This is a genomic window from Rhizobium sp. 18055, assembly GCF_902706285.1.
Taxonomy (GTDB): Bacteria; Pseudomonadota; Alphaproteobacteria; order Rhizobiales; family Rhizobiaceae; genus Rhizobium.
In genome coordinates this window covers 37,863-63,261 of record NZ_CACSKD010000021.1, presented here as the reverse complement: position 1 = coordinate 63,261, position 25,399 = coordinate 37,863, and the positions used below count along the sequence as shown (strand labels likewise).

The following is a 25,399-nucleotide window of genomic DNA, read 5'->3' as shown; positions in this document are numbered from 1 at the left end:
CGCATCTACGCCGAGAGCATGGCCTTGCCGAGAGAAGCGGTTTTTGCCGGCTTGCCCTCGAACACCAGATCGAGGAATTCGTCGAGCCAGGCCCGCAGCGGCGCGTCGAACAGCATGCGGCCTTCGAGGTGCTCGCGGCCCTGCTGGGCGTTGGGCAGGATGAAGCGGTGGGCGCCGTGGACGACCCAGCGGTGCATCATCGCCCGCGTCAGTTCGGCGTGGAACTGCAGGCCAAAGGCGTGGTCGCCATAGCGGAAGGCCTGGTTCCTGTAGACATCGCCTTCGGCCAGGAGATCGGCGCCGTGCGGCAGGTCGAAACCTTCGCTGTGGAAGTGATAGACCATCTTCGGCCAGCGGATCAGCCGACGGCCCTTGTCGGTGGAGCGCAGCGGATACCAGCCGATCTCGCTCAGCCCTTGCGGATTGGCCTGCACCTTGCCGCCGAGCTGGCGCACCAGCATCTGGGCGCCGAGGCAGATGCCGAGCAGCGGGCGCTTTTCCTTCAACGGCACGTTCAGCCAGTTGATCTCGGCCTTGACGAAATCGTCGGGGTCGTTGGCGCTCATCGGCCCGCCGAAAACCACGGCGCCGGCATGCTCGGACAGCGTTGCCGGCAGCGTGTTGCCGAGCACCGGCCGACGGATATCGAGCGGATAGCCCTTCTCGATCAGCAGCTGGCCGACGCGGCCGGGGCTGGAGCGTTCCTGATGCAGGACGATCAGGATCGGTCGCTTCGGCTCGCCGGCGATACTGCCAACGGGTTGTTCGGCAGCGGGTAGACTGTCACCGGGTAGACTGTCAGTCGGCATCGTCTTGCACCACAGGGACGCCGGTGACGCGCTTGGCGGCTGCCTGACGCTGCTGGATGCGCTCGCGGGCGGAGACGCCGAGCAGCTCGGCGATGCGCCAGATGGCGTCGTCTTCCATCTCGCTGCGCTCGCCATCGGCATAGACGATGTCCCAGAGGATGCCGATCAGCTCGAGGCGCTGTTCGGTGTCGAGGTGGCGCTTCAGGTCCGAGGTGAAGCGATAGTAGTCGACCGCATCGCTCTCGGCCTCCTGGCCGGCGGCGATCAGCGCGTCGAGCTGCTTGCCGTCGAGGCCGTACTGGTCCTTGAGCAGCTTGCGAAGACGCTTCTTCTCGCTGTCCTTGATCTGGCCGTCGGCCTCCATCACTTGCATACAGAGAGCGGCCACCGCAATGCGGGGGTCGTCAGGGGCAAAGGCGCTCTTGGAACTGTCGGTGGTCAGGTTCTGGAAAAAAGCCTGGAAGCGTTCAAACATACGGGTCCTGTCTGTCTAGAAGAGGCGAAGCCGTGTCTTGGGTTCAGGCTCTGCCGATTTGTTGCGGACGCCCGGATCATCCGGCAATCCACCGAAGAAGGGGCGTGGTTCTGGTGTGTCTGATGTCTGTCTCGCCGGCGTTGGTCCCGGTGCGGGTGATGGTGCCGGCGATGTTGCCGGCGTTGGCGCGGGCGATGCAATTGGCTGTGCCTGCTTGACCGGCTGCTTTGGCGCAACGACCGGTTCATCGACCGGCCGCGCGGCCCTGGCGATGGTGGCGGCACGCTCCAGCTCGATGACGCGGTGGTCGTTGGCGCCGCTTTCGGGCCGGACCTCGCGCACCGGCGGCAGGCTTTTGAGCGCCGTGTCGATGGTGATCGCTGTGCCGTCCTCGACCGGGCCTTCGACCTGCCCGAACGGTGCCTTCCATACGAAGGCGTCGAGCTTGCCCGAGATCGGCGACAGCGGCAGCCATTTGTCGGAGACGTAGCCATCTGCCACCCAGGCCGGATCGCGCGGTGCCTTCAGCGCCTGGGCGAGCCAGTGGCGGATGCGGCCCTGGTCGCCGGTCTCGGCCTCTTCGATATCGGCAAGCAGCAGGAAGGCTGCCTCGCGCGGCTCGATGCGGGCGGCGGCTTCGGCCTTGGTGCGGGCCTTGGCAAAGTCCTGGGCATCGAGGGCGGCCTGGGCCACGACCAAAAGCGATTCGATGTTGTTCGGCCGTATGTTCTCCAGCTTCTCGGCGCGCTTCAGCCGGTCGGCGGTGGAATCGCCGCTGCGGGCGCGGACATAGGTGCTGCCGATCTCGGGATGCGGGCTGGTCTTCCACGCCTGCTCGAGAATCGATGCGGCCTTGCGCAGCTTGTCTTCGCGGAACAGCGCCTTGGCGGCGATGATCGCGGCGGGCTCGAAATCGGCCGACAGTTTTAGCGCATGGGTGGCGTCGTCGCGGGCACCGGCCGGATCGTTTTCCAGCTTTTCGGTGGCGCGAGCGGTGAGCAGCACGGCGCGAAGGCGGTCGGCTTCGGCCTTGTCGATGACGCGGGCGGCCTTCTGCTGTTCGAGCAGGCGGATGGCGTCGTCCCAGCGGCCGGACTGGCTGCGGTATTCGAGCGTCGCCTGGGCGGCCCAGGGGAGATAGGGCGCGTTGTCGGCGGCCCTTTCGGCATATTGGCGGGCGGCTTCGTTGGCGCCGAGGCGCCTGGCCTCGAGATAGAGGCCGCGCAGGCCGAGTTCGCGGGTCTCAGGATCGTTGGCCATCGCCTCGAACTTGGCGCGGGCCTCGTCGTGGCGGCCTTCGATCAGGGCGGCCTGGGCTTCGAGCAGGGCAATCAGCGGTTCTTGGTCGGCGCGGATCAGGCCGCGCGAGCGGGCGGCCATCTTGCGGGCCATCAGCGCATTGCCGGCGCCGGCGGCGATCAGGCCGGTGGAGAGCGCCTGGTAGCCACGGTCACGCTTGCGGGCGCGAAAATAGCGGGTGACGGAGTGCGGCGAGGTCCAGATCACCCGCACCAGCCACCAGCCGACCATCACAAGCGCGATCAGCGCGATAATGGCGGTGGCGGCAACGATGAGGCGGGTCTGGTAGAGCTGGCCTTCCCAGATCAGCGACAGATCGCCGGGGCGGTCTGCCAGCCAGGCAAAGCCATAGCCGAGGGCGAGAACGAGAAGCGCGAAGACGACGAGCCTGACCATATCCTCAGCCCTCCTTGCCGGTGCCGGTGCCGGAGACAGCTTTCGACAGCGCACTGCCGACCAGCTCTTCCACGCGGATGCGGGCTTCCAGCGACTGCTTGAAGGCGGCGGACGCCTGCTTGGCGTCGGCCGGCAGCGTGTTCCATTCGGTGGCGGCGCCCGGCAGGTCGCCGTTCTTCACCTTGTCTTCCATGCGCGCGGCAATCGCCTCGACGCTGTCGCCCTCGATGTTGCCGACCGGACGGACCTTGACCAGCGACTTGGCGCTGACCATCAGCCGGTCGGACCAGCTCTGGTTCGGATCGGTCTTGTTGACGCTGTCGATGATCGAGGTCGCGACGTCGGGGACCTGGCGGATCAGCTCGGCGCGCGAGGGCACGCCGGTTTCGGCGAAGCTGCGCAGGTCGGTAGCGACGGGATCATCCGGCGAGACGCCGGCGAAGGTGTCGAGTTCGGCGACGAAGGGACCGCCGCGATCGATCGCGGCCTTCAGGGCGGCGGCCGCAATCGCCTTGGCGACGGCGACGTCCTGGCGCGGTTCGTTGAGCTTCTTTTCGGCCTCGGTCAGGCGCTGCTCGATTTCGGCGCCGCTGGAGGCGCGCTGATCGGTCGCCTGGGTGACGGCGCCGCGCAGCTGGTCGAGTTCGCCGGTGAGGCTGGATATCTTCTGGTTCAGAGCATCGACGGTGGCGCTGTCGGCGCCGGTCGAGGCGGCTTGCGGCGCCTTGGCGGCGATCTCAAGCGCCGAGATGCGCTTGGCCAGCGTGTCGTCGATCGGGGCAGCATTGGGTGGAGCGGCGGCGAGATTGGCGACCGACTGCTTGAGGCCGTCGATCTCGCTGGAGAGATTGGCGATCTCCGGCGAAGCTGTTTGCGGCGCAGACGGGCCCGGCAGGAAACCGGCATACTGGATGGCGCCGGCGCCGAGAAGGGCAATCAGGCCGCCGACGATGCCGGCAGCGATCAGGCCCGAGGTGTTGGCCTGCTGGCGCGGCTGTTCGACAACCGGATCGACGGGTTCCGGGGCGTGACTATAGGGCGGTTGCTCGGCTTCGGACGCCTTATCCTCTGCAAAGACGGGTTGTTCTTCAATGACCGGTTCAGGGGGCTCGGGCGTTGCCTCTGCTGTCACCGGCTCCGGTTCGGCAGCCGGCGGGACGTCCTTTGGGGCATCGCGTTCAGAGGCAATCTCCTGCGCATCCAGGTCAATGGTGACCGGCGCATCGGTGCTCTTCGAATGGCGTGGTGGATTTCCTGGTGCCATGAGACCCTCTTCATTCCTGCATTGGTTCGAAAGTAGTCAGTGATGCCGGTGAAGGAAAGAGGCCAGATGAAATTTGCGCAACCGTACCGTCATCGCCGCCCGAATTTTCCTTGATGAGCGTTCTCCAGGGCTGCATTGCTCAAAAGACAGAATTGGATTAATAATGGATCGATCAATTTAATATTGAACCGATTGCGCTGTTATCAAAGCAATCGGTTCGATGTGGAACTGTCGGTGATCCATGGCCAGAACAATCGCACAGAGCGCAATCCGAAATCCGCTCGATCGCATTTTCGGGGTCGATTCGAACGTTCGGGTGTTGCGCGTGCTTGCCCGCCACGGTGGGTTGCTTTCCAGTTCAGACATCAGCCTGCGCGCCGGCCTGTCGAAAAGCAGCACCCGCCTCGGCCTTCTCTCGCTTGGCGAGACAGGTGTCGTATCGGTGGAGGGATCGGGTTACAGCCGTCTCTATCGCCTGAATGGCGAACACTATCTTCGTCGTGAAATCGAAAGCCTGTTTGCAGCCGAGAGCAACCGTTTCGCGGCGATTCTCGAGGCTGTACGCATGAGTGTCGGTGATCAAGAAGATCGCGTCAAAAGCTTGTGGGTATACGGCAGCGCCGCCCGCGGAGACGATCGACTGGGAAGCGATCTCGATGTCGGTGTGATCGCCGACGCCGATGATCTGTCGACGGTTGTCGAGGTTGTTCGATCTCGCCTTGCCGACCAATCCGAGCGGCTCGGTTTTCTCGCCAGTGTCGTTGGCCTCGACATGGGCGATGTCGCTCGCCTTGCCCGTGATCGCGACCCGTGGTGGTCGAACGCGGTCAATGATGCGATCGTGTTGTCGGGCAAACGGCCAGATGAACTTACGGCGTTGAGCGGGATTGCGGCGCATGGCTAGGACCCGCTCCACCAAGAAGAAGGATGCCGCCTATGTCTCGGGTCGGCTCGTCGTGGCCCGCGGCTATCGCAAGGATGCCCGCAACAGCAATGCGTGGGCGGATGTCGGCGATATCGGAAACCCGTCCATCTCGACGGTCATCAACTGCGCGATTGCCTATGCCGACGCCATCACGGCGAAATATCGGGGAGAGATCAGTCAGGGTGATCATGGTGCGGTTGTCAAACTTCTTCGCGCGGTGCTTGGCAACGAACTACCAAACCGCCAGGAGGCTATTCTCAAGGCACTTCTCGATCAGAAGGATGAGGTTCAGTATGGATCGCGCTCAAAATCGCGTGATGACGCGGAGCGCGCGCTGGAACGGCTGGAGGAGTTCGTTGCCTGGGCCGAAACGCAACTTTTGAAATGAAGAAGCCGGGGATCAAAGCAGCGATAGAAGGCTGTCTTCGTCAGGCGTTTTCGCGATCGTGACATGCCCTTGCAGCTCAGGCGGAACGGCATCGGCAACCGCGTTGCTGAGGCAGAGCAGGCGGATGCCGATCAGGGCGTCTAGATTGGTGGCGATCTCGTGCAGCGCGAAGAAGCCTTGGGCGGTCTGGCGCGAATAGAACAGGATCGAATCAGGGGCTTGGTCGGCGAACAGGTTGCGGAGGATCTCGACCGGCACGTGGAGGCGCTGCATCCGGTAGCATTCGACGACGATGACGGCGAGGCCGATCTTGCGGGCGCGGCTCTCGAAGGTTTTGGCACGCGGCGATCCGGCGAGGTAGAGCACCGGGGTCCGGGTCCCGTCGGCCATCAGGTCGGCGAGGTCGGCGCCGTTGCCTGTCGATGCGATGACGTTGTCGAAGCCGGCAGTCTTGGCTTGCTCGGCCGTGGCGTCGCCGACGGCAAACAGCGGGCGGTTGAGGTAGGGGGCGCGGCCGGCTGTCGGCTGTTCGGTCATGGCGCGGATCGCTTCGGCGCTGGTGACGGCGATGGGGCCGTCGGTTTCCGCAAGGCCGGCGAGGGCCTTCTCGCCGTCATGCATCGGCTCGAACAGCGGCAGCATCAGCGGCGCGTGGCCCATTGCAGCAAGGCGTTCGGCGGTGCGCGCGCCCGGCTGCGGTGGACGGGTCACGAGCACGCGCATCGGCGTCAGCTCCAGTCTTCGAAGAAGGCAGTGCCCGCCCGGTCGCGGACATCCTGGCCGGCGCGGGTGCCGAGCGCCACCGCATCGCGGCGGTTGCCGTCGATGGTGATGGCGTGCTGCTGGCGGCCGTCGGGGGTGATGATCAGGCCGTGGAAACGGATCTGGTCGCCCTCGCAGACGGCATAGCCCCCGATCGGGGTGCGGCATGAGCCATCGAGCGCTGCCAGGAAGGCGCGCTCGCAGGAGACGGTGTCGAAGGTCCTGACATCGTTGATCGGGGCCAGCAGCGTCTCGACGCGGGTGTCGCCGATGCGGCTTTCGATGCAGATGGCGCCCTGGGCGGGGGCCGGGGGGAAGGTGTCGGGATCGAGGATGTCGGTGATCACATCGACCTTGCCGAGGCGCTTCAGGCCGGCCAGCGCCAGCAGCGTCGCGTCGACCTGGCCTTCTGCGAGCTTGCGCAGCCTTGTGTCGACGAGGCCGCGGAAGGTGATGACATTGATATCGGGGCGCATGCGGCGGATCAGCGCCTGTCGGCGCAGCGACGAGGAGCCGACGGTGGCGCCATGCGGCAGGTCGATCAACTTCGGAGCGGTGCGGCCTACGACAGCATCGCGAATGTCTTCGCGGGGCAGGTAGGCGGCAAGACAGAGCCCTTCTGGCAGCGCTGTCGGCATGTCCTTGGTGGAATGCACGGCGATATCGAGATCGCCGGAACTGAGCTTTTCTTCCAGCTCTTCGGTGAACAGGCCCTTGCCGCCGATCTCGGCCAGCGAGCGGTCGGTGATGCGGTCGCCCTTGGTGGAGAGCACGACGATCTCGAACATCTCCTCCGGCAGGCCATGCGCCGCCATCAGCCTGTCGCGGGCTTCGTTGGCCTGGGCGAGCGCCAGGGGGCTGCCTCTGGTGCCGATCCGGAAAGGTTTTGTTTGCATCCGCATTGATCCGTTGTTACCGGAGTTTCTCGTAAACAGGTTTCAGACCCATCGCAATCAACGATCAGGCTCCATGGCTCCCTTTCTGCGCATCCTCGGCATCGAAACAAGCTGCGACGAAACCGCCGCTGCCGTGGTCGAGCGGGCTGCAGACGGGGTGCCAACCGTGCGCTCCGACGTGGTGCTGAGCCAGCTCGAAGAGCATAGCGCCTATGGCGGCGTCGTGCCCGAAATTGCGGCCCGCGCCCATGTCGAAGCCCTGGATACGCTGATCGACGAGGCTTTGAAACGCGCCAATGTGTCGCTCTCGGAGATCGATGCGATCGCCGCGACGTCAGGTCCGGGGCTGATCGGCGGGTTGCTGGTCGGGCTGATGACCGGCAAGGCGATCGCCAAGGCATCCGGCAAGCCGCTCTATGCCGTCAACCATCTCGAGGGCCATGCGCTGACGGCGCGGCTGACCGACGGGCTGTCGTTCCCCTATCTGATGCTCTTGGTTTCCGGCGGTCATACGCAACTGATCCTGGTGCGCGGCGTCGGCGATTACGAGCGCTGGGGCACGACGATCGACGATGCACTGGGCGAGGCTTTCGACAAGACCGCCAAGCTGCTGAGCCTGCCCTATCCCGGCGGGCCGGCGGTGGAGCGGGCGGCGAAATCTGGCAATCCCGAGCGTTTCAAGTTCCCACGGCCGCTGGTCGGCGAGGCAAAGCTCAATTTCTCCTTTTCCGGGCTGAAGACGGCGGTGCGGCAGGCGGCGACCGAGATCGCGCCGCTCAGCGATCAGGACGTGGCCGATATCTGCGCCTCGTTCCAGAACGCCGTGTCGCGAACCTTGAAGGATCGCATCGGCCGCGGGCTGGAGCGCTTCAAGACGCTGTTTCCCGATGTCGCGCAGCCGGCGCTCGTCGTGGCCGGTGGCGTGGCCGCCAATCTCGAGGTGCGTGGCACGCTGCAGGCTCTCTGCGACAAGAACCGCTTCCGCTTCGTGGCGCCGCCGCTGCATCTGTGCACCGACAATGCGGTGATGATCGCCTGGGCCGGGCTGGAGCGGATGGCGACGGGCGTTCTGCCCGATGAGCTCGACGTGCAGCCGCGCTCGCGCTGGCCGCTGGATTCGAACGCCGAGGCATTGCTGGGCTTCGGCAAGCGGGGAGCGAAGGCATGAGTGAGACCATTGCCGTCATCGGCGCCGGTGCGTTCGGCACGGCTTTGGCCGCGGTGATTGCGCTGACCGGGCGGCACAAGGTGACGCTGGTCGGCCGCGATCCCCAGCTGATGGCCGATCTTGCGGCCGAGCATCTGCACGACGCCGTGCTGCCGGGCATTCCGCTGCCGGAGGCATTGCTGTTTTCGGCGGAGGCCGATGCGATCGGCGATGCCGGGATCGTGCTGTTTGCCATGCCCTCGCAGGCGCAGGCCGACGCGGCAAGGCAATACGAACCTTATCTGGCCAAGGATGCCATTGTCGTCACCTGTGCCAAGGGCATCGAGAAGACGACTGGCAATCTTCTGACCGACATGCTGGCGAAGGCGCTGCCGGGGCATCCGATTGCCGTGCTGTCGGGACCGGGCTTTGCCGCCGATATCGCCAAGGGGCTGCCAACCGCGATGGTGGTGGCGGCCGAAAACGGCGAGATTGCCGAGCGGCTGGCGCAGGCGATTTCGGGGCGGACCTTCCGGCTCTATCCATCATCCGACCGGATCGGCGTGCAGCTGGGCGGGGCGTTGAAGAACGTGCTGGCGATTGCCTGCGGTATCGTCGAGGGTGCAGGGATCGGCGATTCGGCGCGTGCGGCGCTGATTGCCCGTGGGCTTGCCGAGATGTCGCGCTTCGTCGTCGCCAAGGGCGGGCAGGCGGATACGGTTCCGGGGCTGTCCGGCCTCGGCGATCTGGTTCTGACCGCCACCAGCCACCAATCGCGCAATCTGCGTTTCGGCATCGCGCTCGGGCGCGGCGAGACGCGTGATCCCGCGCATGGCGAGCTGGTCGAGGGCGCCTTTGCCGCTGCCGTGGTGTCGCGGCTGGCAAAGCCGCTTGCGATCGACATGCCCGTTACCGACGCTGTTTCCGCCATCATCTCGGGTCAGCTCGGCGTTGCCGAAGCGATCGACCAGCTGATGACGCGCCCGATCACGACCGAATAGGAGAATTCACATGCTTTTCGCTTTTGTTTGCAAGGACAAGCCCGGCCACCTCAACGTTCGCATGGAGACGCGGCCTGAGCATGTCGATCATCTCAACGCGCTGAACGCTGCCGGCACGCTGAAGATGGCGGGTCCGTTTCTCGATGCTGAAGGCAAGCCCTGCGGCAGCCTTGTGATCGTCGAGGCCGAGACCATCGAAGCGGCCACTGCCATTGCCGACTCCGACCCCTACGCCAAGGCCGGGCTGTTTGCGAGTGTCGAGGTCCAGCCGTTCAACTGGGTCTTCAACAAGCCGGAGGCGTAAGCGTGGCGCACTGGCTGTACAAATCCGAACCGGCCAAATGGTCGTGGGCGCAGCAGAAGGCTGCGGGCGAAAAGGGCACGGAGTGGACCGGGGTTCGCAACTATCTGGCGCGCAACAACATGCGGGCAATGCAGATCGGCGACAAGGGCTTCTTCTACCACTCCAATGACGGGCTCGAAGTGGTCGGCATCGTCGAGGTCTGCGCGTTGTCGCATCCCGATTCGACCGCTGAGGGCGATCCGAAGTGGGATTGCGTCGATATCCGCGCCGTCTGCGATATGCCGAAGCCGGTGACGCTGAAGGATGTGAAGGCGAGCGAGAAGCTCGCGAAGATGTCGCTGGTGACGTCGATGCGGCTTTCGGTGCAGCCTGTCACCGACGAGGAATGGCTGGAAGTCTGCCGCATGGGCGGGCTCGACAATCCGCCGCGCTGACCTCAAGTGAAGACCGATCCCGAGATTTTCATCCGCGGCAATACCAGCCCGATGACGCCGCCGCATGTGCCGGAAATCCGGCTGCATCTGGCGACCGAGGCGCATGAGCTGTGGCTGAAGACGGAAGAGGAGCTCGCCGAGATCGGCCTGCCGCCGCCGTTCTGGGCGTTTGCCTGGGCCGGCGGGCAGGGGCTGGCGCGGTATGTGCTCGATCATCCCGAGACTGTCGCCGGCAAACGCGTGGTGGATTTCGCCAGCGGCTCCGGGCTGGTTGGGATTGCGGCGATAATGGCAGGAGCGACCAGTGTGCTCGCCGCCGATATCGATCCGTGGACGGCGACGGCGGTGGCGCTGAATGCGGCGCTCAATGGTGTCGAGATCGGTTTCACCGGAGAGAACCTGATCGGCAGCGATGTCGATGCCGATGTACTGCTCGCCGGCGATGTTTTCTATGATCGCGATTTTGCCGCGGCGCTGGTGCCGTGGTTCGAGCGGCTGGCTTCGTCAGGTGTGAGCGTGATCGTCGGCGATCCCGGGCGGGCTTACCTGCCGAGGGATAAGCTGCAGGCCTGCGCCGTCTACGAGGTGCCGGTGACGCGGGCGCTCGAAGACAGCGAGGTCAAGAAAACCACGGTCTGGCGGTTTACACGTTGAAGCCGGATGTCAGTGGCGGATGACGCAGACGCCGGCTTCGTAGGAGCAGGGATTGCGGCGGGTGGAGACGGTGATGACCTTGGCCATGGGTGCCAGGCGGACGGTCGGCCGATATCCGTAGATCGCATAACCATTGGCACCGATATACGTGCCGCCGTTGGCCTCGAAAGCATAGGATGACCCGGCATAGGTGCCACCCTGGCGCTGATCCTGCCCCGTCCGGTTGATGATCAGCACATTGTTGCGGGCAAAGCTCGATGATGGCGAGGAGAAGCGCTGGATGAAGCCGCCACGCCGCCAGGGATTTTTCCCGCGAAAGCCGTCGTGATTGCCGGCAAAGCGCATCTGCCCTCTGTTCCAGCCACCCGACTGGCCGATGACCGAAGCACCCTGATGGCGGATGATCAACTGGCCGTGCTGGCCTGAGCCCTGAAAGCCTGAGCCCTGAAAGCCTGTGCCCTGAAAGCCTGCGCCCCGATGACCGCCGCCGTGATGGCGCGGGAAGGGGCTGTCGCCGAAATCACCTGCCATGGCAGGCAGGGCGATCAGCATCGCAACAGCGAGCGAAACGAGTTTCGAGGATGTCTTCCACATCGCGCTGGTCTCCGGAAACCAAATTCTTAACAAAGCGTTAACGCGAAAATGCGCCAAAAGCGGCGGCTTGTCCATCGGCGCTTGAAAAATCATCCGCAAGGGGGTGTGGGGTGGGCCGGTTTGCCTATCCCTGCCGAGGCGTCAAGACGCAAATCGATTAAATTACGCGGGTGCGTCAATTATACTTGTCGTTAGGGGTTTCCGTGATTAAACGTCGCCATTGATGCAACGCACACACAGCTTTCTGTCAATCGTGTGGTTGCTTGGATGCTTCCTGGCTCCCAGGAGCGCAGAAAGACCGCCGCGAGGTTCTGATGGCGAACGTGACAAACAATCGGCCCCTGTCGCCGCATTTGCAGATCTACAAACCAATCCCCACCATGATCATGTCGATTGTCCACCGCATCACCGGTGGCGCACTCTATGTCGGCACGATCCTGATTGCCTGGTGGCTGATCGCCGCCGCGACCGGCCAGTCGTCCTATGACTGGGCCAACTGGGTGCTCGGCAGCATCGTCGGCAAGCTCGTGCTGCTCGGCTACACCTGGGCGCTGATCCACCACATGCTCGGCGGCTTCCGCCACTTCATGTGGGATCTCGGCTATGGCTTCGACAAGCACTTCTCGACCAAGCTCGCCAAGCTCAACATCATCGCCTCGCTCTGTCTGACCGTGCTGGTCTGGGTGATCGGCTTCATCATTCGCTTCTAAGGGTTGATCTCATGGATATGCGTACCCCTTTGGGTAAGGTTCGCGGTCTTGGCTCGGCCAAGGACGGCACGGAACATTTCTGGCGCCAGCGCGTGACGGCGGTGGCCAATGTGCCGCTGTTTCTCTTCTTCATCATCTTCATGATCGTCCATGCCGGCCAGCCGTATTCGGAGGTCGTGCACGCGCTGTCGAACCCGTTCGTCGCCGTCATCATGGGCCTGATGATCATCTCGGGCATCATCCACATGAAGCTCGGCATGCAGGTCATCATCGAAGACTATGTGCACCATGAAGTCACCAAGATCGCGCTCGTGATGCTCAACACCTTCTTTTCGATCCTGATGGCCGGGCTCTGTCTGTTCGCCATTCTGAAGATCGCGTTCGTAGGATAATTGATATCATGGCATCGACTTCATCCACTCAGAATGGCCCTGCTCAGAATGGCAAAGCCTACAAGTATGTCGATCACTCCTATGACGTGATCGTCGTCGGCGCCGGTGGTGCCGGTCTTCGCGCCACGCTCGGCATGGCCGAGCAGGGTTTCAAGACCGCCTGCATCACCAAGGTGTTCCCGACCCGCAGCCACACCGTTGCCGCCCAGGGCGGCATTGCCGCATCGCTGCGCAACATGACGCCCGACAGCTGGCAGTGGCACCTCTACGACACCGTCAAGGGCTCCGACTGGCTCGGCGACGTCGATGCCATGCAGTATCTGACCATGGAAGCGCCGAAGGCGGTCTATGAGCTGGAGCACTACGGCGTTCCCTTCTCGCGCAATGAAGAGGGCAAGATCTACCAGCGGCCGTTCGGCGGCCACATGCAGAACTACGGCGAAGGCCCGCCGGTACAGCGCACCTGCGCCGTTGCCGACCGCACCGGCCACGCCATCCTGCACACGCTCTACGGCCAGTCGCTGCGCAACAATGCCGAATTCTTCATCGAGTATTTCGCGCTCGACCTGATCATGTCGGATGACGGCAGCCGCTGCACCGGCGTCGTTGCCTGGAACCTCGACGACGGCACGATCCATCGCTTCGCCGCCAAGATGGTGGTGCTGGCGACCGGCGGCTACGGCCGCGCCTACTTCTCGGCAACATCGGCCCACACCTGCACCGGCGACGGCGGCGGCATGGTGGCGCGTGCCGGCCTGCCCCTGCAGGACATGGAGTTCGTGCAGTTCCACCCGACCGGCATCTACGGCTCCGGCTGTCTGATCACCGAAGGCGCACGCGGCGAAGGCGGTTACCTCGTGAATTCCGAGGGCGAACGCTTCATGGAGCGCTATGCTCCTTCGGCCAAGGACCTTGCCTCGCGTGACGTCGTCTCGCGCTGCATGACGCTCGAAATCCGCGAAGGCCGCGGCGTCGGCAAGGCCAAGGACCACATCTTCCTGCATCTCGACCACCTCGATCCCGCCGTTCTGCACGAGCGCCTGCCGGGCATTTCCGAGAGCGCCAAGATCTTTGCCGGTGTCGACGTGACCCGCGAGCCGATCCCGGTTCTGCCGACGGTTCACTACAACATGGGCGGCATTCCGACCAATTACTGGGGCGAAGTGCTGAACGCCGACAGCAACAATCCTGAGCGCATCCTGCCCGGCCTGATGGCTGTGGGTGAAGCCGGTTGCGCCTCGGTGCACGGTGCCAATCGTCTCGGCTCCAACTCGCTGATCGACCTCGTGGTGTTCGGACGTGCCGCCGCCATCCGCGCCGGCGAAGTCATCGACCGCGCATCGCCGGTTCCAGCGCTCAACGTTGCCGCCTGCGACAAGATCATGGATCGCTTCGACGGCCTGCGTAACGCCAGCGGCGGCACGCCGACATCGGTTCTGCGCGAAAAGATGCAGCGCGCCATGCAGGAAGACGCCGCCGTGTTCCGCACGCAGGAATCGCTGGAATCGGGCTGCAAGCGGATTTCTGCCATCTGGCAGGAAATGCGCGACATCAAGGTCACCGATCGCTCGATGATCTGGAACTCGGACCTGGTGGAAACGCTGGAGCTGCAGAACCTGATGGCCAACGCCATCACCACGATCTACGGCGCCGAAGCCCGCAAGGAGAGCCGCGGCTCGCATGCGCGCGAGGATTACACCGAAGGCAAGTTTGCCGGCCGCGACGACGAGAACTGGCGCAAGCATACGCTCGCCTGGGTCAACGACGCCGGCGACGTCAAGCTCGACTACCGCCCTGTGCATACCGAGCTCATCGCAGAGGGCATCGACCCGCAGAAGATCGCCCCCAAGGCTCGTGTGTACTAGGAGGAATTTGACATGGTTGAACTCGCTCTCCCCAAGAATTCCCAGATGCGCGAAGGCAAGGTATGGCCGAAGCCCGCTGGCGCGACCAATACCCGCGAATTCCGCGTCTATCGCTGGAGCCCCGACGATGGCCAGAACCCGTCGATCGATACGTTCTATATCGATATCGACGATTGCGGCCCGATGGTGCTCGATGGTCTGCTCTACATCAAGAACAAGATCGACCCGACGCTGACGCTGCGCCGTTCCTGTCGCGAGGGCATCTGCGGTTCGTGCGCGATGAACATCGACGGCACCAATACGCTGGCCTGCACCAAGGGTCTCGACGACATCAACGGCACGGTAAAGATCTATCCTTTGCCGCACCTGCCCGTCGTCAAGGATCTGGTGCCAGACCTCAACAACTTCTATGCCCAGCACCGCTCGATCGAGCCGTGGCTGAAGACCGTTTCTCCCGCTCCCGCCAAGGAATGGAAGCAGAGCCACGACGATCGCCAGAAGCTCGACGGTCTCTACGAGTGCATCCTGTGTGCCTGCTGCTCGACCTCCTGTCCGAGCTACTGGTGGAACGGCGACCGCTATCTCGGTCCGGCCGTGCTGCTGCAGGCCTATCGCTGGCTGATCGATTCGCGCGACGAAGCGACCGGCGAACGTCTCGACAACCTTGAAGATCCGTTCCGCCTCTATCGCTGCCACACGATCATGAACTGCGCGCAGACCTGCCCGAAGGGTCTGAACCCGGCCAAGGCGATTGCCGAGATCAAGAAGATGATGGTCGAGCGTCGCGTTTAGGGCGTTTGATCGCATGGCGGCCCGGGATCAGGGCCGCCGGATCGTGCTTTGCAGTGCAAACCGGCTGCCCGGCGCGATGAAATGGCTGCCCATCACCTTGCTGACAAATTCTATCTGCAGGAAGTTCTCGGCCACAAAGGTTGAATTGTGCCGTTACAGGCCTAGCTCTGTCACGGGCAATTTAAGGCTGTGCCGACTTGATTAACCAACGTGAAATACGTTAACTCGAAAATCAGTCTATTCATTAGTTTCATGCGACAAAAGCGGACATTCGGGAGCATTCAGATGCAGTTGCGATATGCGATGACAGGTATGGCGGTCGTTCTGTCACTCGCCGGTTGCCAGCGTACGGCGTATAATGATGCCAGCTACAGTGCAGCGCCGGCGCCCTTGACGGCGCAGCCGGTTCCTTCGGTTCAGGGCGGACAGTTGCCGCCGGTGTCGGGCTCCTCGCAGTTTCCTGCGGCTCCGACCAATCAGCCGCCGATGGGCGGTGCCCAGCCGGGCGCCATGGCGTCCAACGGCGGTGGTGGCATGGATGTCACCAAGGAATCTCTGGTCGGCAGCTGGCGGGTCAACGGCTCCTGCGACATGTTCCTGACGCTCACCAATCTCGGCAGCGGATCGCGCGGCGGTACGCGCGGCTGCGTCGGCGAGCTGACGGCGATGGGGTCCTGGGAAGTGTCCGGCAAGCAGGTTCTGCTCAAGGATCGCAGCGGCAACCAGATCGGCAGCGTCTACAAGACCGCCGACAATGCCTTCACCGGCCAGACCAACACCGGGCAGCCGATCACACTCAGCCGATAAGCGAGCCGGCGGCTCGCTCCGCCGATCTTCTCCGGGCGGATATTTTACATGCAACCGATGCCAGACTACAGCTTGAGCGTCAGCGAACAATTGAAGTCGCTGACGGCCTCGGGTGCGCTTCAGATCGACGATGCCCAGATGCATGTGGCCAGGTGCCTCGATCGGGTGCTGTCGGAGCTGAAGCAGAAGCGCCCGGCGGCGAAGTCGAGCGCGCTCGGCTGGCTGTTCGCCGCCAAGAAGAAGTCGTCCGACAAGGTCAGGGGCCTCTATATCCACGGCAGCGTCGGCCGCGGCAAGACGATGCTGATGGACATGTTCTTCGGCATGGCGCCGACGCCGAAGAAGCGGCGGGCGCATTTCCACGAATTCATGACCGACGTGCACAACCGCATCGCCGCCCACCGGCTGAAGCTGAAGAACGGTGAGACCAAGCAGGCGGATCCGATCCCGGTGGTGGGTGCCGCGCTCTACGACGAGGCCGAGCTGCTCTGCTTCGACGAATTCACTGTTACCGACATTGCCGATGCGATGATCCTGTCGCGGCTGTTTGCCGACCTGTTCGGGCGCGGCTGCATCCTGGTTGCCACCTCCAATGTCGAGCCTGACAATCTCTACCGCGACGGGCTGAACCGCAGCCTGTTCACGCCGTTCATCGGCCTGCTCAACCAGTATGTCGAGACGGTGACGCTGGATTCTCCGACCGATTACCGGATGGAGAAGATCAATAGCCTGCCTGTTTACCTGACACCGCTCGGCAATCACGCCGACATGGCGATGGATGCCTCGTGGAACCAGGCGCTGCACGGGCGCAAGGCGCATCCGATCGAGATTCCGATGAAGGGGCGCTCGATCCATGTGCCGCTTGCCGTCGACCGGCTGGCGCGGTTCAGCTTTGCCGATCTTTGCGACAGGCCACTGGGGGCTGCGGACTTTCTTGCCATCTCCGAACGCTTTGATGCCATATTTCTCGATCACGTTCCCTTGCTCGGACCGGAGAAGCGGAACCAGACGAAGCGTTTCATCATTCTGGTCGATACGCTCTACGACCACGCGGTGCGGCTATATATTTCCGCCGAGGCCATGCCTGAGAACTTGCTGACACAAGCGCGTGGTACTGAAGGCTTCGAATTCGACCGGACAGCATCGCGGCTGTTCGAGATGCGGAGCGCCGAATATCTTGCCCTGCACCACGAGAAGCGGGCGGCCGAGTAACGATTTGGTCATACATATTCTTACGTTTACGTAAGAATTTTATGTTCTAAACGATTGAAATTACTCACGCCAAAATATTCATTTGCCATTTTAGCTCTTTGGGTTTATGCGATTGCGGCAATTGGGCGCAGCCCCCTCGTGCGTCGCCCGACGAAGTTTGGTCGCAAAGGAAACACCGAAATGGCGCGTAACAAAATCGCTCTCATTGGTTCTGGCATGATTGGTGGCACGCTGGCGCATCTCGCCGGCCTCAAGGAGCTGGGTGACATCGTTCTCTTCGATATCGCCGACGGCATCCCGCAGGGTAAGGGCCTCGACATCGCCCAGTCCTCGCCGGTCGAAGGGTTCGACGCGAACCTCACCGGCGCAAGCGATTACTCGGCAATCGAAGGCGCAGACGTCTGCATCGTCACCGCAGGCGTTGCCCGCAAGCCCGGCATGAGCCGCGACGATCTTCTCGGCATCAACCTCAAGGTCATGGAACAGGTCGGCGCCGGCATCAAGAAGTATGCCCCGAATGCGTTCGTCATCTGCATCACCAACCCGCTCGACGCGATGGTCTGGGCGCTGCAGAAGTTTTCCGGCCTGCCTGCGAACAAGGTTGTCGGCATGGCCGGCGTTCTGGATTCGTCGCGCTTCCGCCTGTTCCTCTCCAAGGAATTCAACGTTTCGGTTCAGGACGTCACGGCGTTCGTTCTCGGCGGCCATGGCGACACGATGGTGCCGCTCGCCCGTTACTCGACCGTTGGCGGCATTCCGCTGACCGACCTGATCACCATGGGCTGGGTCACCAAGGAACGCCTCGAAGAAATCATCCAGCGCACCCGCGATGGCGGCGCCGAAATCGTCGGTCTGTTGAAGACCGGTTCGGCCTACTACGCGCCTGCAGCGTCGGCGATCGAAATGGCTGAATCCTTCCTCAAGGACAAGAAGCGCGTTCTGCCTTGCGCAGCACAGCTGACCGGCCAGTACGGCGTCAAGGACATGTATGTCGGCGTTCCCACGGTGATCGGTGCCGGTGGCGTCGAGCGCATCATCGAGATCGACCTGAACAAGGCCGAGAAGGAAGCCTTCGACAAGTCTGTCGCCGCTGTTGCCGGCCTGTGCGAAGCCTGCATCAACATCGCGCCGTCGCTGAAGTAAGCCGACGGACCGCTGACGCAATCCAAACAGGAATAGATCCATGAATATTCATGAATATCAGGCCAAGGCTCTGCTGAAGGGCTATGGCGCGCCGGTCGCGGAAGGTGTGGCAATCCTCAAGGTCGAGGAAGCCGAAGCTGCTGCCAAGTCGCTCCCGGGCCCGCTTTACGTGGTCAAGAGCCAGATTCACGCCGGTGGCCGCGGCAAGGGCAAGTTCAAGGAACTCGGCCCTGATGCCAAGGGCGGCGTACGTCTCGCCAAGTCGATCGAGGAAGTCGTGGCGCACGCCAAGGACATGCTCGGCAACACGCTGGTCACCGCCCAGACGGGCGACGCCGGCAAGCAGGTCAACCGCCTCTACATCGAAGACGGCGCCGACATCGACCGCGAGCTCTATTGCTCGCTCCTGGTCGATCGTTCGGTCGGTCAGGTTGCCTTCGTGGTTTCCACCGAAGGCGGCATGGACATCGAAGCCGTTGCCCACGACACGCCTGAGAAGATCCACACGATCGCGATTGCCCCGGAAGCCGGCGTAACCGCTGCCGACGTTGCTGCGATCTCCAAGGCTCTCGAGCTTTCCGGCGCTGCCGCCGAAGACGCCAAGTCGCTGTTCCCGGCGCTCTACAAGGCGTTCGGCGAAAAGGACATGGCGTTGCTCGAAGTCAACCCGCTGATCGTCATGAAGGATGGCCATCTGCGCGTCCTCGACGCCAAGATGTCGTTCGACGGCAACGCGCTGTTCCGTCACGACGACGTCAAGGCGCTGCGCGACGAGAGCGAAGAAGACGCCAAGGAAATCGAAGCCTCCAAGTGGGACCTCGCTTACGTGGCGCTCGACGGCAACATCGGCTGCATGGTCAACGGTGCCGGTCTCGCCATGGCGACGATGGACATCATCAAGCTGTACGGCAAGGAGCCGGCAAACTTCTGTGACGTCGGCGGTGGCGCCGGCAAGGAGAAGGTGGCTGCTGCCTTCAAGATCATCACCGCTGACCCGAAGGTCGAGGGCATCCTCGTCAACATCTTCGGCGGCATCATGAAGTGCGACGTCATCGCCGAAGGCGTTGTCGCAGCGGTTCAGGAAGTCGGCCTCAAGGTTCCGCTGGTCGTGCGCCTCGAAGGCACCAATGTCGAACTCGGCAAGAAGATCCTCAACGAATCGGGTCTTGCGATCACGGCTGCTGACGATCTCGACGACGCTGCCAAGAAGATCGTCGCGGCGATCAACGCCTAATTTGAGGACCTGATAATGTCTATTCTCGTCAACAAGAATACCAAGGTCCTCGTTCAGGGCCTGACCGGCAAGACCGGCACGTTCCACACCGAACAGGCGCTTGCCTATTACGGCACGCAGATGGTCGGCGGTATCCACCCGAAGAAGGGTGGCGAAACCTGGACCGGCTCGAAGGGCGAAAGCCTGCCGATCTATGCCACCGTTGCCGAAGCCAAGGAACGCACGGGCGCCGACGCGTCGGTGATCTACGTTCCGCCGGCAGGTGCAGCCGATGCGATCATCGAGGCGATCGACGCCGAGATCGGTCTCATCACCTGCATCACCGAAGGCATCCCTGTCATGGACATGGTTCGCGTCAAGGCTCGCCTGGACCGCTCCAAGTCGCGCCTGCTCGGCCCGAACTGCCCGGGCGTTCTGACGCCGGAAGAATGCAAGATCGGCATCATGCCGGGCTCGATCTTCCGCAAGGGCTCGGTCGGTATCGTCTCGCGCTCCGGCACGCTGACCTATGAAGCGGTGTTCCAGACGTCGAACGAAGGCCTCGGCCAGACGACGGCTGTCGGTATCGGCGGCGACCCCGTCAAGGGCACCGAGTTCATCGACATGCTGGAAATGTTCCTCGCTGACGACGCCACCAAGTCGATCATCATGATCGGCGAAATCGGTGGTGCGGCTGAAGAAGAAGCAGCCCAGTTCCTGATCGACGAAGCCAAGAAGGGCCGCAAGAAGCCGATGGCAGGCTTCATCGCCGGTCGTACGGCTCCGAAGGGCCGCACGATGGGCCACGCCGGTGCTGTCGTTTCCGGCGGCAAGGGCGATGCGGAATCGAAGATCGCAGCCATGGAAGCGGCCGGCATCAAGGTGTCGCCATCTCCGGCTCGCCTCGGCACCACGCTGGTTGAAGTCCTCAAGGGCTGATCCAATCTATAAGACCCGGGCAGGACGCATTCGTGTCGTGCTGCCCGGTTTAGACCACGACACGGAATGAGCCGCGGACAGGCGGCGAAGACAGATGCGGCAGCCGGTCGGGAGATCGGCAAAAACACAAAAGTCAGGAGGCGGACGACGACGTCCGCGTATCACCATGGCACGGCAAGAAGCCAACGAGCAGTTTCAGATCACTTCGTTCCTGGATGGCGCCAACGCTGCTTACATCGAGCAGCTGCACGCGCGCTTCGAGGAGGATCCCGCCTCGGTCAACGAGGAGTGGAGGGCGTTCTTCAAGGCGCTGGAAGACAATCCTGACGATGTGAAGCGGGCAGCCAAGGGTGCTTCCTGGCGCAAGAGCAACTGGCCGCTTGCCGCCAGCGGTGATCTGGTTTCGGCGCTCGACGGCAACTGGGGCGTGATCGAGAAGGTCGTCGAGACCAAGGTCAAGGCCAAGGCGGAAGCCGCCGGCAAGCCGACCGATGGCGCCGACATCCTGCAGGCGACGCGCGACAGCGTGCGCGCCATCATGATGATCCGGGCCTATCGCATGCGCGGCCACCTGCACGCCAAGCTCGACCCGCTCGGCATTGCCGCGCCGGTGGAAGACTACCACGAGCTGGCCCCTGAGAATTACGGCTTCACTGCCGCCGACAACGATCGCAAGATCTTCATCGACAACGTGCTCGGCCTCGAATACGCGACCATCCCGGAGATGATCGAGATCCTCGAGCGCACCTATTGCTCGACGCTCGGCGTCGAGTTCATGCACATTTCCAACCCCGAGGAAAAGGCCTGGATCCAGGAACGGATCGAAGGCCCGGACAAGGGCGTTGCCTTCACGGCCGAAGGCAAGAAGGCGATCCTTGCCAAGATCATCGAAGCCGAAGGCTACGAGCAGTTCCTCGACGTCAAGTTCAAGGGCACCAAGCGTTTCGGCCTCGACGGCGGTGAATCGCTGATTCCGGCGCTGGAGCAGATCCTCAAGCGTGGCGGCCATCTGGGCCTCAAGGAAGCCGTGTTCGGCATGGCCCACCGCGGCCGCCTGAACGTGCTCTCCCAGGTGATGGGCAAGCCGCACCGCGCCATCTTCCACGAGTTCAAGGGCGGCTCCTACGCGCCTGACGAAGTCGAAGGTTCCGGCGACGTCAAGTATCACCTCGGCGCCTCTTCCGACCGCGAGTTCGACGGCAACAAGATCCACGTGTCGCTGACGGCCAACCCCTCGCACCTCGAGATCGTCGATCCCGTGGTCATGGGCAAGGTGCGCGCCAAGCAGGACATGGGCGCCACCGTCTGGGAAGGCGACACCATTCCGCTTTCCGAGCGCTCCAAGGTGCTGCCGCTGTTGATCCACGGCGACGCGGCGTTTGCCGGCCAGGGCGTGATTGCCGAAATCCTCGGCCTGTCTGGCCTTCGCGGTCACCGCGTTGCCGGCACGATGCACGTCATCATCAACAACCAGATCGGTTTCACCACCAATCCGGCCTTCTCGCGCTCGTCGCCCTATCCGTCCGACGTCGCCAAGATGATCGAAGCACCGATCCTGCACGTCAACGGCGACGATCCGGAAGCGGTCGTCTACGGTGCCAAGATCGCCATGGAATTTCGCATGAAGTTCCACAAGCCTGTCGTGCTGGACATGTTCTGCTACCGTCGCTACGGCCACAATGAAGGCGACGAACCGTCCTTCACGCAGCCGAAGATGTACAAGGTCATTCGTGCCCACAAGACGGTGCTGCAGCTCTACGGCGAGCGCCTCGTTGCCGAGGGCGTGCTGAGCGAGGGCGAAGTCGAAAAGATGAAGGCCGACTGGCGCGCCCATCTCGAGCAGGAGTTCGAGGCCGGCCAGCACTACAAGCCCAACAAGGCCGACTGGCTTGACGGCGAGTGGTCGGGCTTGCGCACGGCCGACAATGCCGACGAACAGCGTCGCGGCAAGACTGCCGTTCCGATGAAGCAGCTGAAGGAAATCGGCCGCAAGCTTTCCGAGATCCCGGAAGGCTTCCGCGCACACCGCACCATCCAGCGCTTCATGGAAAACCGCTCGAACATGATCTCGACCGGCGAAGGCATCGACTGGGCAACGGCGGAAGCGCTGGCGTTCGGCGGGCTCTGCGTCGAAGGCCACAAGATACGCCTGTCGGGCCAGGATTGCGAACGCGGCACGTTCTCGCAGCGCCACTCGGTTCTCTACGATCAGGAAACGGAAGAGCGCTACATCCCGCTCGCCAACCTGTCGCCGACCCAGGCACGCTACGAAGTCATCAACTCGATGCTGTCGGAAGAAGCCGTTCTCGGCTTCGAATACGGCTACTCGCTGGCGCGTCCGAATGCGCTGACGCTCTGGGAAGCCCAGTTCGGCGACTTCGCCAACGGTGCGCAGGTGGTGTTCGACCAGTTCATCTCGTCGGGCGAACGCAAGTGGCTGCGCATGTCGGGCCTCGTCTGCCTGCTGCCGCACGGTTATGAAGGCCAGGGTCCGGAGCACTCGTCGGCCCGCCTCGAGCGCTGGCTGCAGATGTGCGCCGAAGACAACATGCAGGTTGCCAACGTCACCACGCCGGCAAACTACTTCCACATCCTGCGCCGCCAGCTGAAGCGCGACTTCCGCAAGCCGCTGATCATGATGACGCCGAAGTCGCTGCTGCGCCACAAGCGTGCAGTGTCGGGTCTGGCGGAGATGGCCGGCGAGACCTCGTTCCACCGTCTGCTCTGGGACGATGCCGAGGTGATCAAGGACGGTCCGATCAAGCTGCAGAAGGACGCCAAGATCCGTCGCGTCGTGATGTGCTCGGGCAAGGTCTACTACGACCTTCTCGAAGAGCGCGAAAAGCGCGGCATCGACGATGTCTACCTGCTGCGCGTCGAACAGCTCTATCCGTTCCCGGCGAAGGCGCTCATCAACGAGCTCTCGCGCTTCCGCCATGCGGAAATGGTCTGGTGCCAGGAAGAGCCGAAGAACATGGGCGGCTGGTCGTTCATCGACCCGTATCTGGAATGGGTGCTCGCCCATATCGATGCGAAGTACCAGCGCGTTCGCTACACCGGACGTCCGGCTGCCGCTTCGCCGGCAACCGGCCTGATGTCCAAGCATCTGGCACAGCTCGCAGCATTCCTCGAGGATGCGCTCGGCGGCTAACAGAATGAGATCGGAGAGGGAGCGGCGGCCGCTTCCTCTCCGCATTAATTCGCTGTTCGGCCCCGCTGCCGGAACGCCGTCCAACATCACAGTGATCACAATTCACGGATCAAAATTCAGGATTTAAACAATGGCCACAGAAATCCGCGTTCCAACTCTCGGTGAATCCGTCAGCGAGGCAACCGTCGGCACCTGGTTCAAGAAGGTCGGCGATGTCATCAAGGCCGATGAGCCGCTGGTCGAGCTTGAAACCGACAAGGTGACCATCGAAGTCCCGGCACCGTCCTCCGGCGTTCTTTCGGAAATCATTGTGCAGCCCGGCGAAACCGTCGGTCTTGCCGCTCTGCTCGGCCACATCTCGGCCGGCGCCGGCGCTGCTGCCTCGGCACCTGCTGCTGCGCCTGCCAAGGCCGCCGAGCCCGCTCCTGCCGCACCGGCACCGGTTGCTGCTGCAGCTTCCGCCTCGGCCACCGCAACCTCGATGCCGCCGGCACCGGCAGCTTCGAAGATGCTCGCTGAAAACAACATCTCGGCCGATCAGGTCGATGGATCAGGCAAGCGCGGCCAGGTCCTGAAGGGCGACGTGATCGCTGCTGTTGCCAAGGGCATCTCCGCTCCGGCGTCTGCGCCTGCCGCGGTTCCTGCCGCACCGCGCGGTCCTTCGACCGTCGAAGACGCCGGCCGCGAAGAGCGCGTGAAGATGACGCGCCTGCGCCAGACGATCGCCAAGCGCCTCAAGGACGCACAGAACACCGCAGCGATGCTGACCACCTATAACGAGGTGGACATGAGCGCGGTGATGGCCCTGCGCGCCAAGTACAAGGACGTGTTCGAGAAGAAGCACGGCGTCAAGCTCGGCTTCATGGGCTTCTTCACCAAGGCCGTCACCCACGCGCTGAAGGAACTGCCTGCGGTCAACGCCGAAATCGACGGCACCGACCTGATCTACAAGAACTACTGCCACATCGGCATGGCCGTCGGCACCGACAAGGGCCTGGTCGTTCCGATCATCCGCGATGCCGACCAGCTGTCGATCGCCGGCATCGAAAAGGACCTCGGTCGTCTGGCCAAGCTCGCCCGTGACGGCGCGCTGTCGATGGCCGACATGCAGGGCGGTACCTTCACCATCACCAATGGTGGCGTCTACGGTTCGCTGATGTCCTCGCCGATCCTGAATGCACCGCAGTCGGGCATTCTCGGCATGCACAAGATCCAGGATCGTCCCGTCGTCGTCGGCGGCCAGATCGTCATCCGTCCGATGATGTATCTGGCGCTGTCCTACGATCACCGGATCGTCGATGGTAAGGAAGCCGTGACCTTCCTCGTGCGCGTCAAGGAAAGCCTGGAAGATCCGGAACGCCTCGTTCTCGATCTCTAAGAGACCGACAGGGCCGCGCGAGCGGCCCTTTTCGCCTCAGCCCCGGAACATCTGATGTCGCTGGAACTTGTCTATCTGCTCTGGAGTGCTGCGCTCGCCTTTGCCTATATGATGGCGCAGGCGGCGGCCTACCGCATGCAGAGCGGCGTCAAGGACGCCAACTCGACACGCGACCACGAGCCCGAGCCGAACCTTTTCACCGGCCGCGCCACCCGGGCCTTGAGGAATTTCCAGGAAACCTATCCGATCTTTATCGCGCTTGCGGTGGTCAGCGTCGCCTCCGGCCATTCGGACAGCCTCACCCATTGGGGCGCGGCACTGTGGTTCTGGGCGCGCGTCGCCTACCTGCCAGCCTATCTGATCGGGCTCAGCCCTTATCGTTCGTGGATCTGGTCGGTCTCGGCAATCGGGCTGGTGCTGATGTTCATCGGCATCGTGTGGTGAGGGGA

Annotated in this window: 26 protein-coding genes; 19 read left to right on the top strand and 7 right to left on the bottom strand. The window is 63.1% G+C overall.

Annotated features, from left to right (window positions below):
• Positions 1-5 precede the first annotated feature (5 nt).
• From GVL52_RS25560 to GVL52_RS25545, 4 genes are read right to left on the bottom strand one after another with little or no spacing between them, the layout of a single operon-like run.
• Positions 6-809, bottom strand: a complete 804-nt coding sequence (locus tag GVL52_RS25560; RefSeq protein WP_160012241.1) for a glutamine amidotransferase — start codon at positions 807-809, stop codon at positions 6-8.
• The gene (locus tag GVL52_RS25555) at positions 799-1,284 is read right to left on the bottom strand and encodes a TerB family tellurite resistance protein (protein ID WP_160012240.1); all 486 of its coding nucleotides are present in this window, start codon (positions 1,282-1,284) and stop codon (positions 799-801) included. The genes GVL52_RS25560 and GVL52_RS25555 overlap by 11 nt, the downstream gene beginning before the upstream one ends.
• A 15-nt stretch (positions 1,285-1,299) precedes the next feature.
• Complete coding sequence (locus GVL52_RS25550) at positions 1,300-2,979, bottom strand: heme biosynthesis protein HemY (RefSeq protein ID WP_160012239.1); 1,680 nt, start codon at positions 2,977-2,979, stop codon at positions 1,300-1,302.
• 4 nt (positions 2,980-2,983) lie between these two features.
• Positions 2,984-4,243, bottom strand: a complete 1,260-nt coding sequence (locus GVL52_RS25545; RefSeq protein ID WP_160012238.1) for a COG4223 family protein — start codon at positions 4,241-4,243, stop codon at positions 2,984-2,986.
• Between the two features lie 241 nt (positions 4,244-4,484).
• On the opposite strand from GVL52_RS25545, the gene GVL52_RS25540 reads away from it, so the two are divergent.
• Positions 4,485-5,147: a helix-turn-helix domain-containing protein gene (locus tag GVL52_RS25540; RefSeq protein ID WP_200847902.1), complete on the top strand. Its 663-nt coding sequence runs from the start codon at positions 4,485-4,487 to the stop codon at positions 5,145-5,147.
• Complete coding sequence (locus GVL52_RS25535; protein WP_160012237.1) at positions 5,140-5,556, top strand: HEPN domain-containing protein; 417 nt, start codon at positions 5,140-5,142, stop codon at positions 5,554-5,556. The genes GVL52_RS25540 and GVL52_RS25535 overlap by 8 nt, the downstream gene beginning before the upstream one ends.
• A 12-nt stretch (positions 5,557-5,568) precedes the next feature.
• On the opposite strand, the gene GVL52_RS25530 is transcribed toward GVL52_RS25535, so the two are convergent.
• On the bottom strand, positions 5,569-6,279 hold the full coding sequence (locus tag GVL52_RS25530; RefSeq protein WP_160012236.1) for a uroporphyrinogen-III synthase: 711 nt from the start codon (positions 6,277-6,279) through the stop codon (positions 5,569-5,571).
• Between the two features lie 5 nt (positions 6,280-6,284).
• Positions 6,285-7,214 (bottom strand): hydroxymethylbilane synthase, encoded by a 930-nt coding sequence (hemC, locus tag GVL52_RS25525; protein WP_160012235.1) that lies wholly within the window; start codon positions 7,212-7,214, stop codon positions 6,285-6,287.
• Positions 7,215-7,287: 73 nt separating this feature from the next.
• Between hemC and tsaD the strand changes: the two genes are divergently transcribed.
• The 5 genes from tsaD to GVL52_RS25500 are packed head-to-tail and all read left to right on the top strand — an operon-like array spanning position 7,288 to position 10,754.
• Entirely contained in the window at positions 7,288-8,382 is a 1,095-nt protein-coding gene (tsaD, locus tag GVL52_RS25520; RefSeq protein WP_160012234.1) for a tRNA (adenosine(37)-N6)-threonylcarbamoyltransferase complex transferase subunit TsaD, read from the top strand.
• Positions 8,379-9,362: an NAD(P)H-dependent glycerol-3-phosphate dehydrogenase gene (locus GVL52_RS25515; RefSeq protein WP_160012233.1), complete on the top strand. Its 984-nt coding sequence runs from the start codon at positions 8,379-8,381 to the stop codon at positions 9,360-9,362. The genes tsaD and GVL52_RS25515 overlap by 4 nt, the downstream gene beginning before the upstream one ends.
• 10 nt (positions 9,363-9,372) lie before the next feature.
• Positions 9,373-9,666, top strand: a complete 294-nt coding sequence (locus GVL52_RS25510; protein WP_160012232.1) for a YciI-like protein — start codon at positions 9,373-9,375, stop codon at positions 9,664-9,666.
• A gap of 2 nt (positions 9,667-9,668) precedes the next feature.
• Positions 9,669-10,100, top strand: coding sequence for an EVE domain-containing protein (locus GVL52_RS25505; protein WP_160012231.1), 432 nt, complete (start codon positions 9,669-9,671; stop codon positions 10,098-10,100).
• A 6-nt stretch (positions 10,101-10,106) separates the two neighbouring features.
• Positions 10,107-10,754, top strand: coding sequence for a methyltransferase (locus GVL52_RS25500; protein WP_160012230.1), 648 nt, complete (start codon positions 10,107-10,109; stop codon positions 10,752-10,754).
• A 9-nt stretch (positions 10,755-10,763) separates the two neighbouring features.
• On the opposite strand, the gene GVL52_RS25495 is transcribed toward GVL52_RS25500, so the two are convergent.
• Complete coding sequence (locus GVL52_RS25495; protein WP_160012229.1) at positions 10,764-11,348, bottom strand: hypothetical protein; 585 nt, start codon at positions 11,346-11,348, stop codon at positions 10,764-10,766.
• Between the two features lie 314 nt (positions 11,349-11,662).
• Between GVL52_RS25495 and sdhC the strand changes: the two genes are divergently transcribed.
• The 12 genes from sdhC (at position 11,663) to GVL52_RS25435 (ending at position 25,394) form a co-directional block, all read left to right on the top strand.
• Positions 11,663-12,058, top strand: a complete 396-nt coding sequence (sdhC, locus tag GVL52_RS25490; RefSeq protein ID WP_160012228.1) for a succinate dehydrogenase, cytochrome b556 subunit — start codon at positions 11,663-11,665, stop codon at positions 12,056-12,058.
• A gap of 11 nt (positions 12,059-12,069) precedes the next feature.
• Entirely contained in the window at positions 12,070-12,450 is a 381-nt protein-coding gene (sdhD, locus tag GVL52_RS25485; protein WP_160012227.1) for a succinate dehydrogenase, hydrophobic membrane anchor protein, read from the top strand.
• A gap of 8 nt (positions 12,451-12,458) precedes the next feature.
• On the top strand, positions 12,459-14,315 hold the full coding sequence (gene sdhA / locus GVL52_RS25480) for a succinate dehydrogenase flavoprotein subunit (RefSeq protein ID WP_160012226.1): 1,857 nt from the start codon (positions 12,459-12,461) through the stop codon (positions 14,313-14,315).
• A 12-nt stretch (positions 14,316-14,327) separates the two neighbouring features.
• Positions 14,328-15,107, top strand: a complete 780-nt coding sequence (locus tag GVL52_RS25475) for a succinate dehydrogenase iron-sulfur subunit (protein ID WP_160012225.1) — start codon at positions 14,328-14,330, stop codon at positions 15,105-15,107.
• Positions 15,108-15,392: 285 nt separating this feature from the next.
• Positions 15,393-15,914 carry a protease inhibitor Inh/omp19 family protein gene (locus GVL52_RS25470; protein WP_160012224.1) on the top strand — a complete coding sequence of 174 codons (522 nt, stop codon included), beginning with the start codon at positions 15,393-15,395 and terminating at the stop codon, positions 15,912-15,914.
• A 48-nt stretch (positions 15,915-15,962) separates the two neighbouring features.
• Positions 15,963-17,126: a cell division protein ZapE gene (gene zapE, locus GVL52_RS25465; protein WP_160012223.1), complete on the top strand. Its 1,164-nt coding sequence runs from the start codon at positions 15,963-15,965 to the stop codon at positions 17,124-17,126.
• A 180-nt stretch (positions 17,127-17,306) separates the two neighbouring features.
• Positions 17,307-18,269, top strand: coding sequence for a malate dehydrogenase (gene mdh, locus GVL52_RS25460; protein WP_160012222.1), 963 nt, complete (start codon positions 17,307-17,309; stop codon positions 18,267-18,269).
• 40 nt (positions 18,270-18,309) lie between these two features.
• Positions 18,310-19,503, top strand: a complete 1,194-nt coding sequence (sucC, locus tag GVL52_RS25455) for an ADP-forming succinate--CoA ligase subunit beta (RefSeq protein WP_160012221.1) — start codon at positions 18,310-18,312, stop codon at positions 19,501-19,503.
• Between the two features lie 15 nt (positions 19,504-19,518).
• Positions 19,519-20,421, top strand: coding sequence for a succinate--CoA ligase subunit alpha (gene sucD / locus GVL52_RS25450; protein ID WP_160012220.1), 903 nt, complete (start codon positions 19,519-19,521; stop codon positions 20,419-20,421).
• Positions 20,422-20,587: 166 nt separating this feature from the next.
• Entirely contained in the window at positions 20,588-23,572 is a 2,985-nt protein-coding gene (locus GVL52_RS25445) for a 2-oxoglutarate dehydrogenase E1 component (protein ID WP_160012219.1), read from the top strand.
• 130 nt (positions 23,573-23,702) lie between these two features.
• Entirely contained in the window at positions 23,703-24,950 is a 1,248-nt protein-coding gene (gene odhB / locus GVL52_RS25440; protein WP_160012218.1) for a 2-oxoglutarate dehydrogenase complex dihydrolipoyllysine-residue succinyltransferase, read from the top strand.
• Positions 24,951-25,004: 54 nt separating this feature from the next.
• Positions 25,005-25,394 carry an MAPEG family protein gene (locus tag GVL52_RS25435; RefSeq protein ID WP_160012217.1) on the top strand — a complete coding sequence of 130 codons (390 nt, stop codon included), beginning with the start codon at positions 25,005-25,007 and terminating at the stop codon, positions 25,392-25,394.
• Positions 25,395-25,399 lie beyond the last annotated feature (5 nt).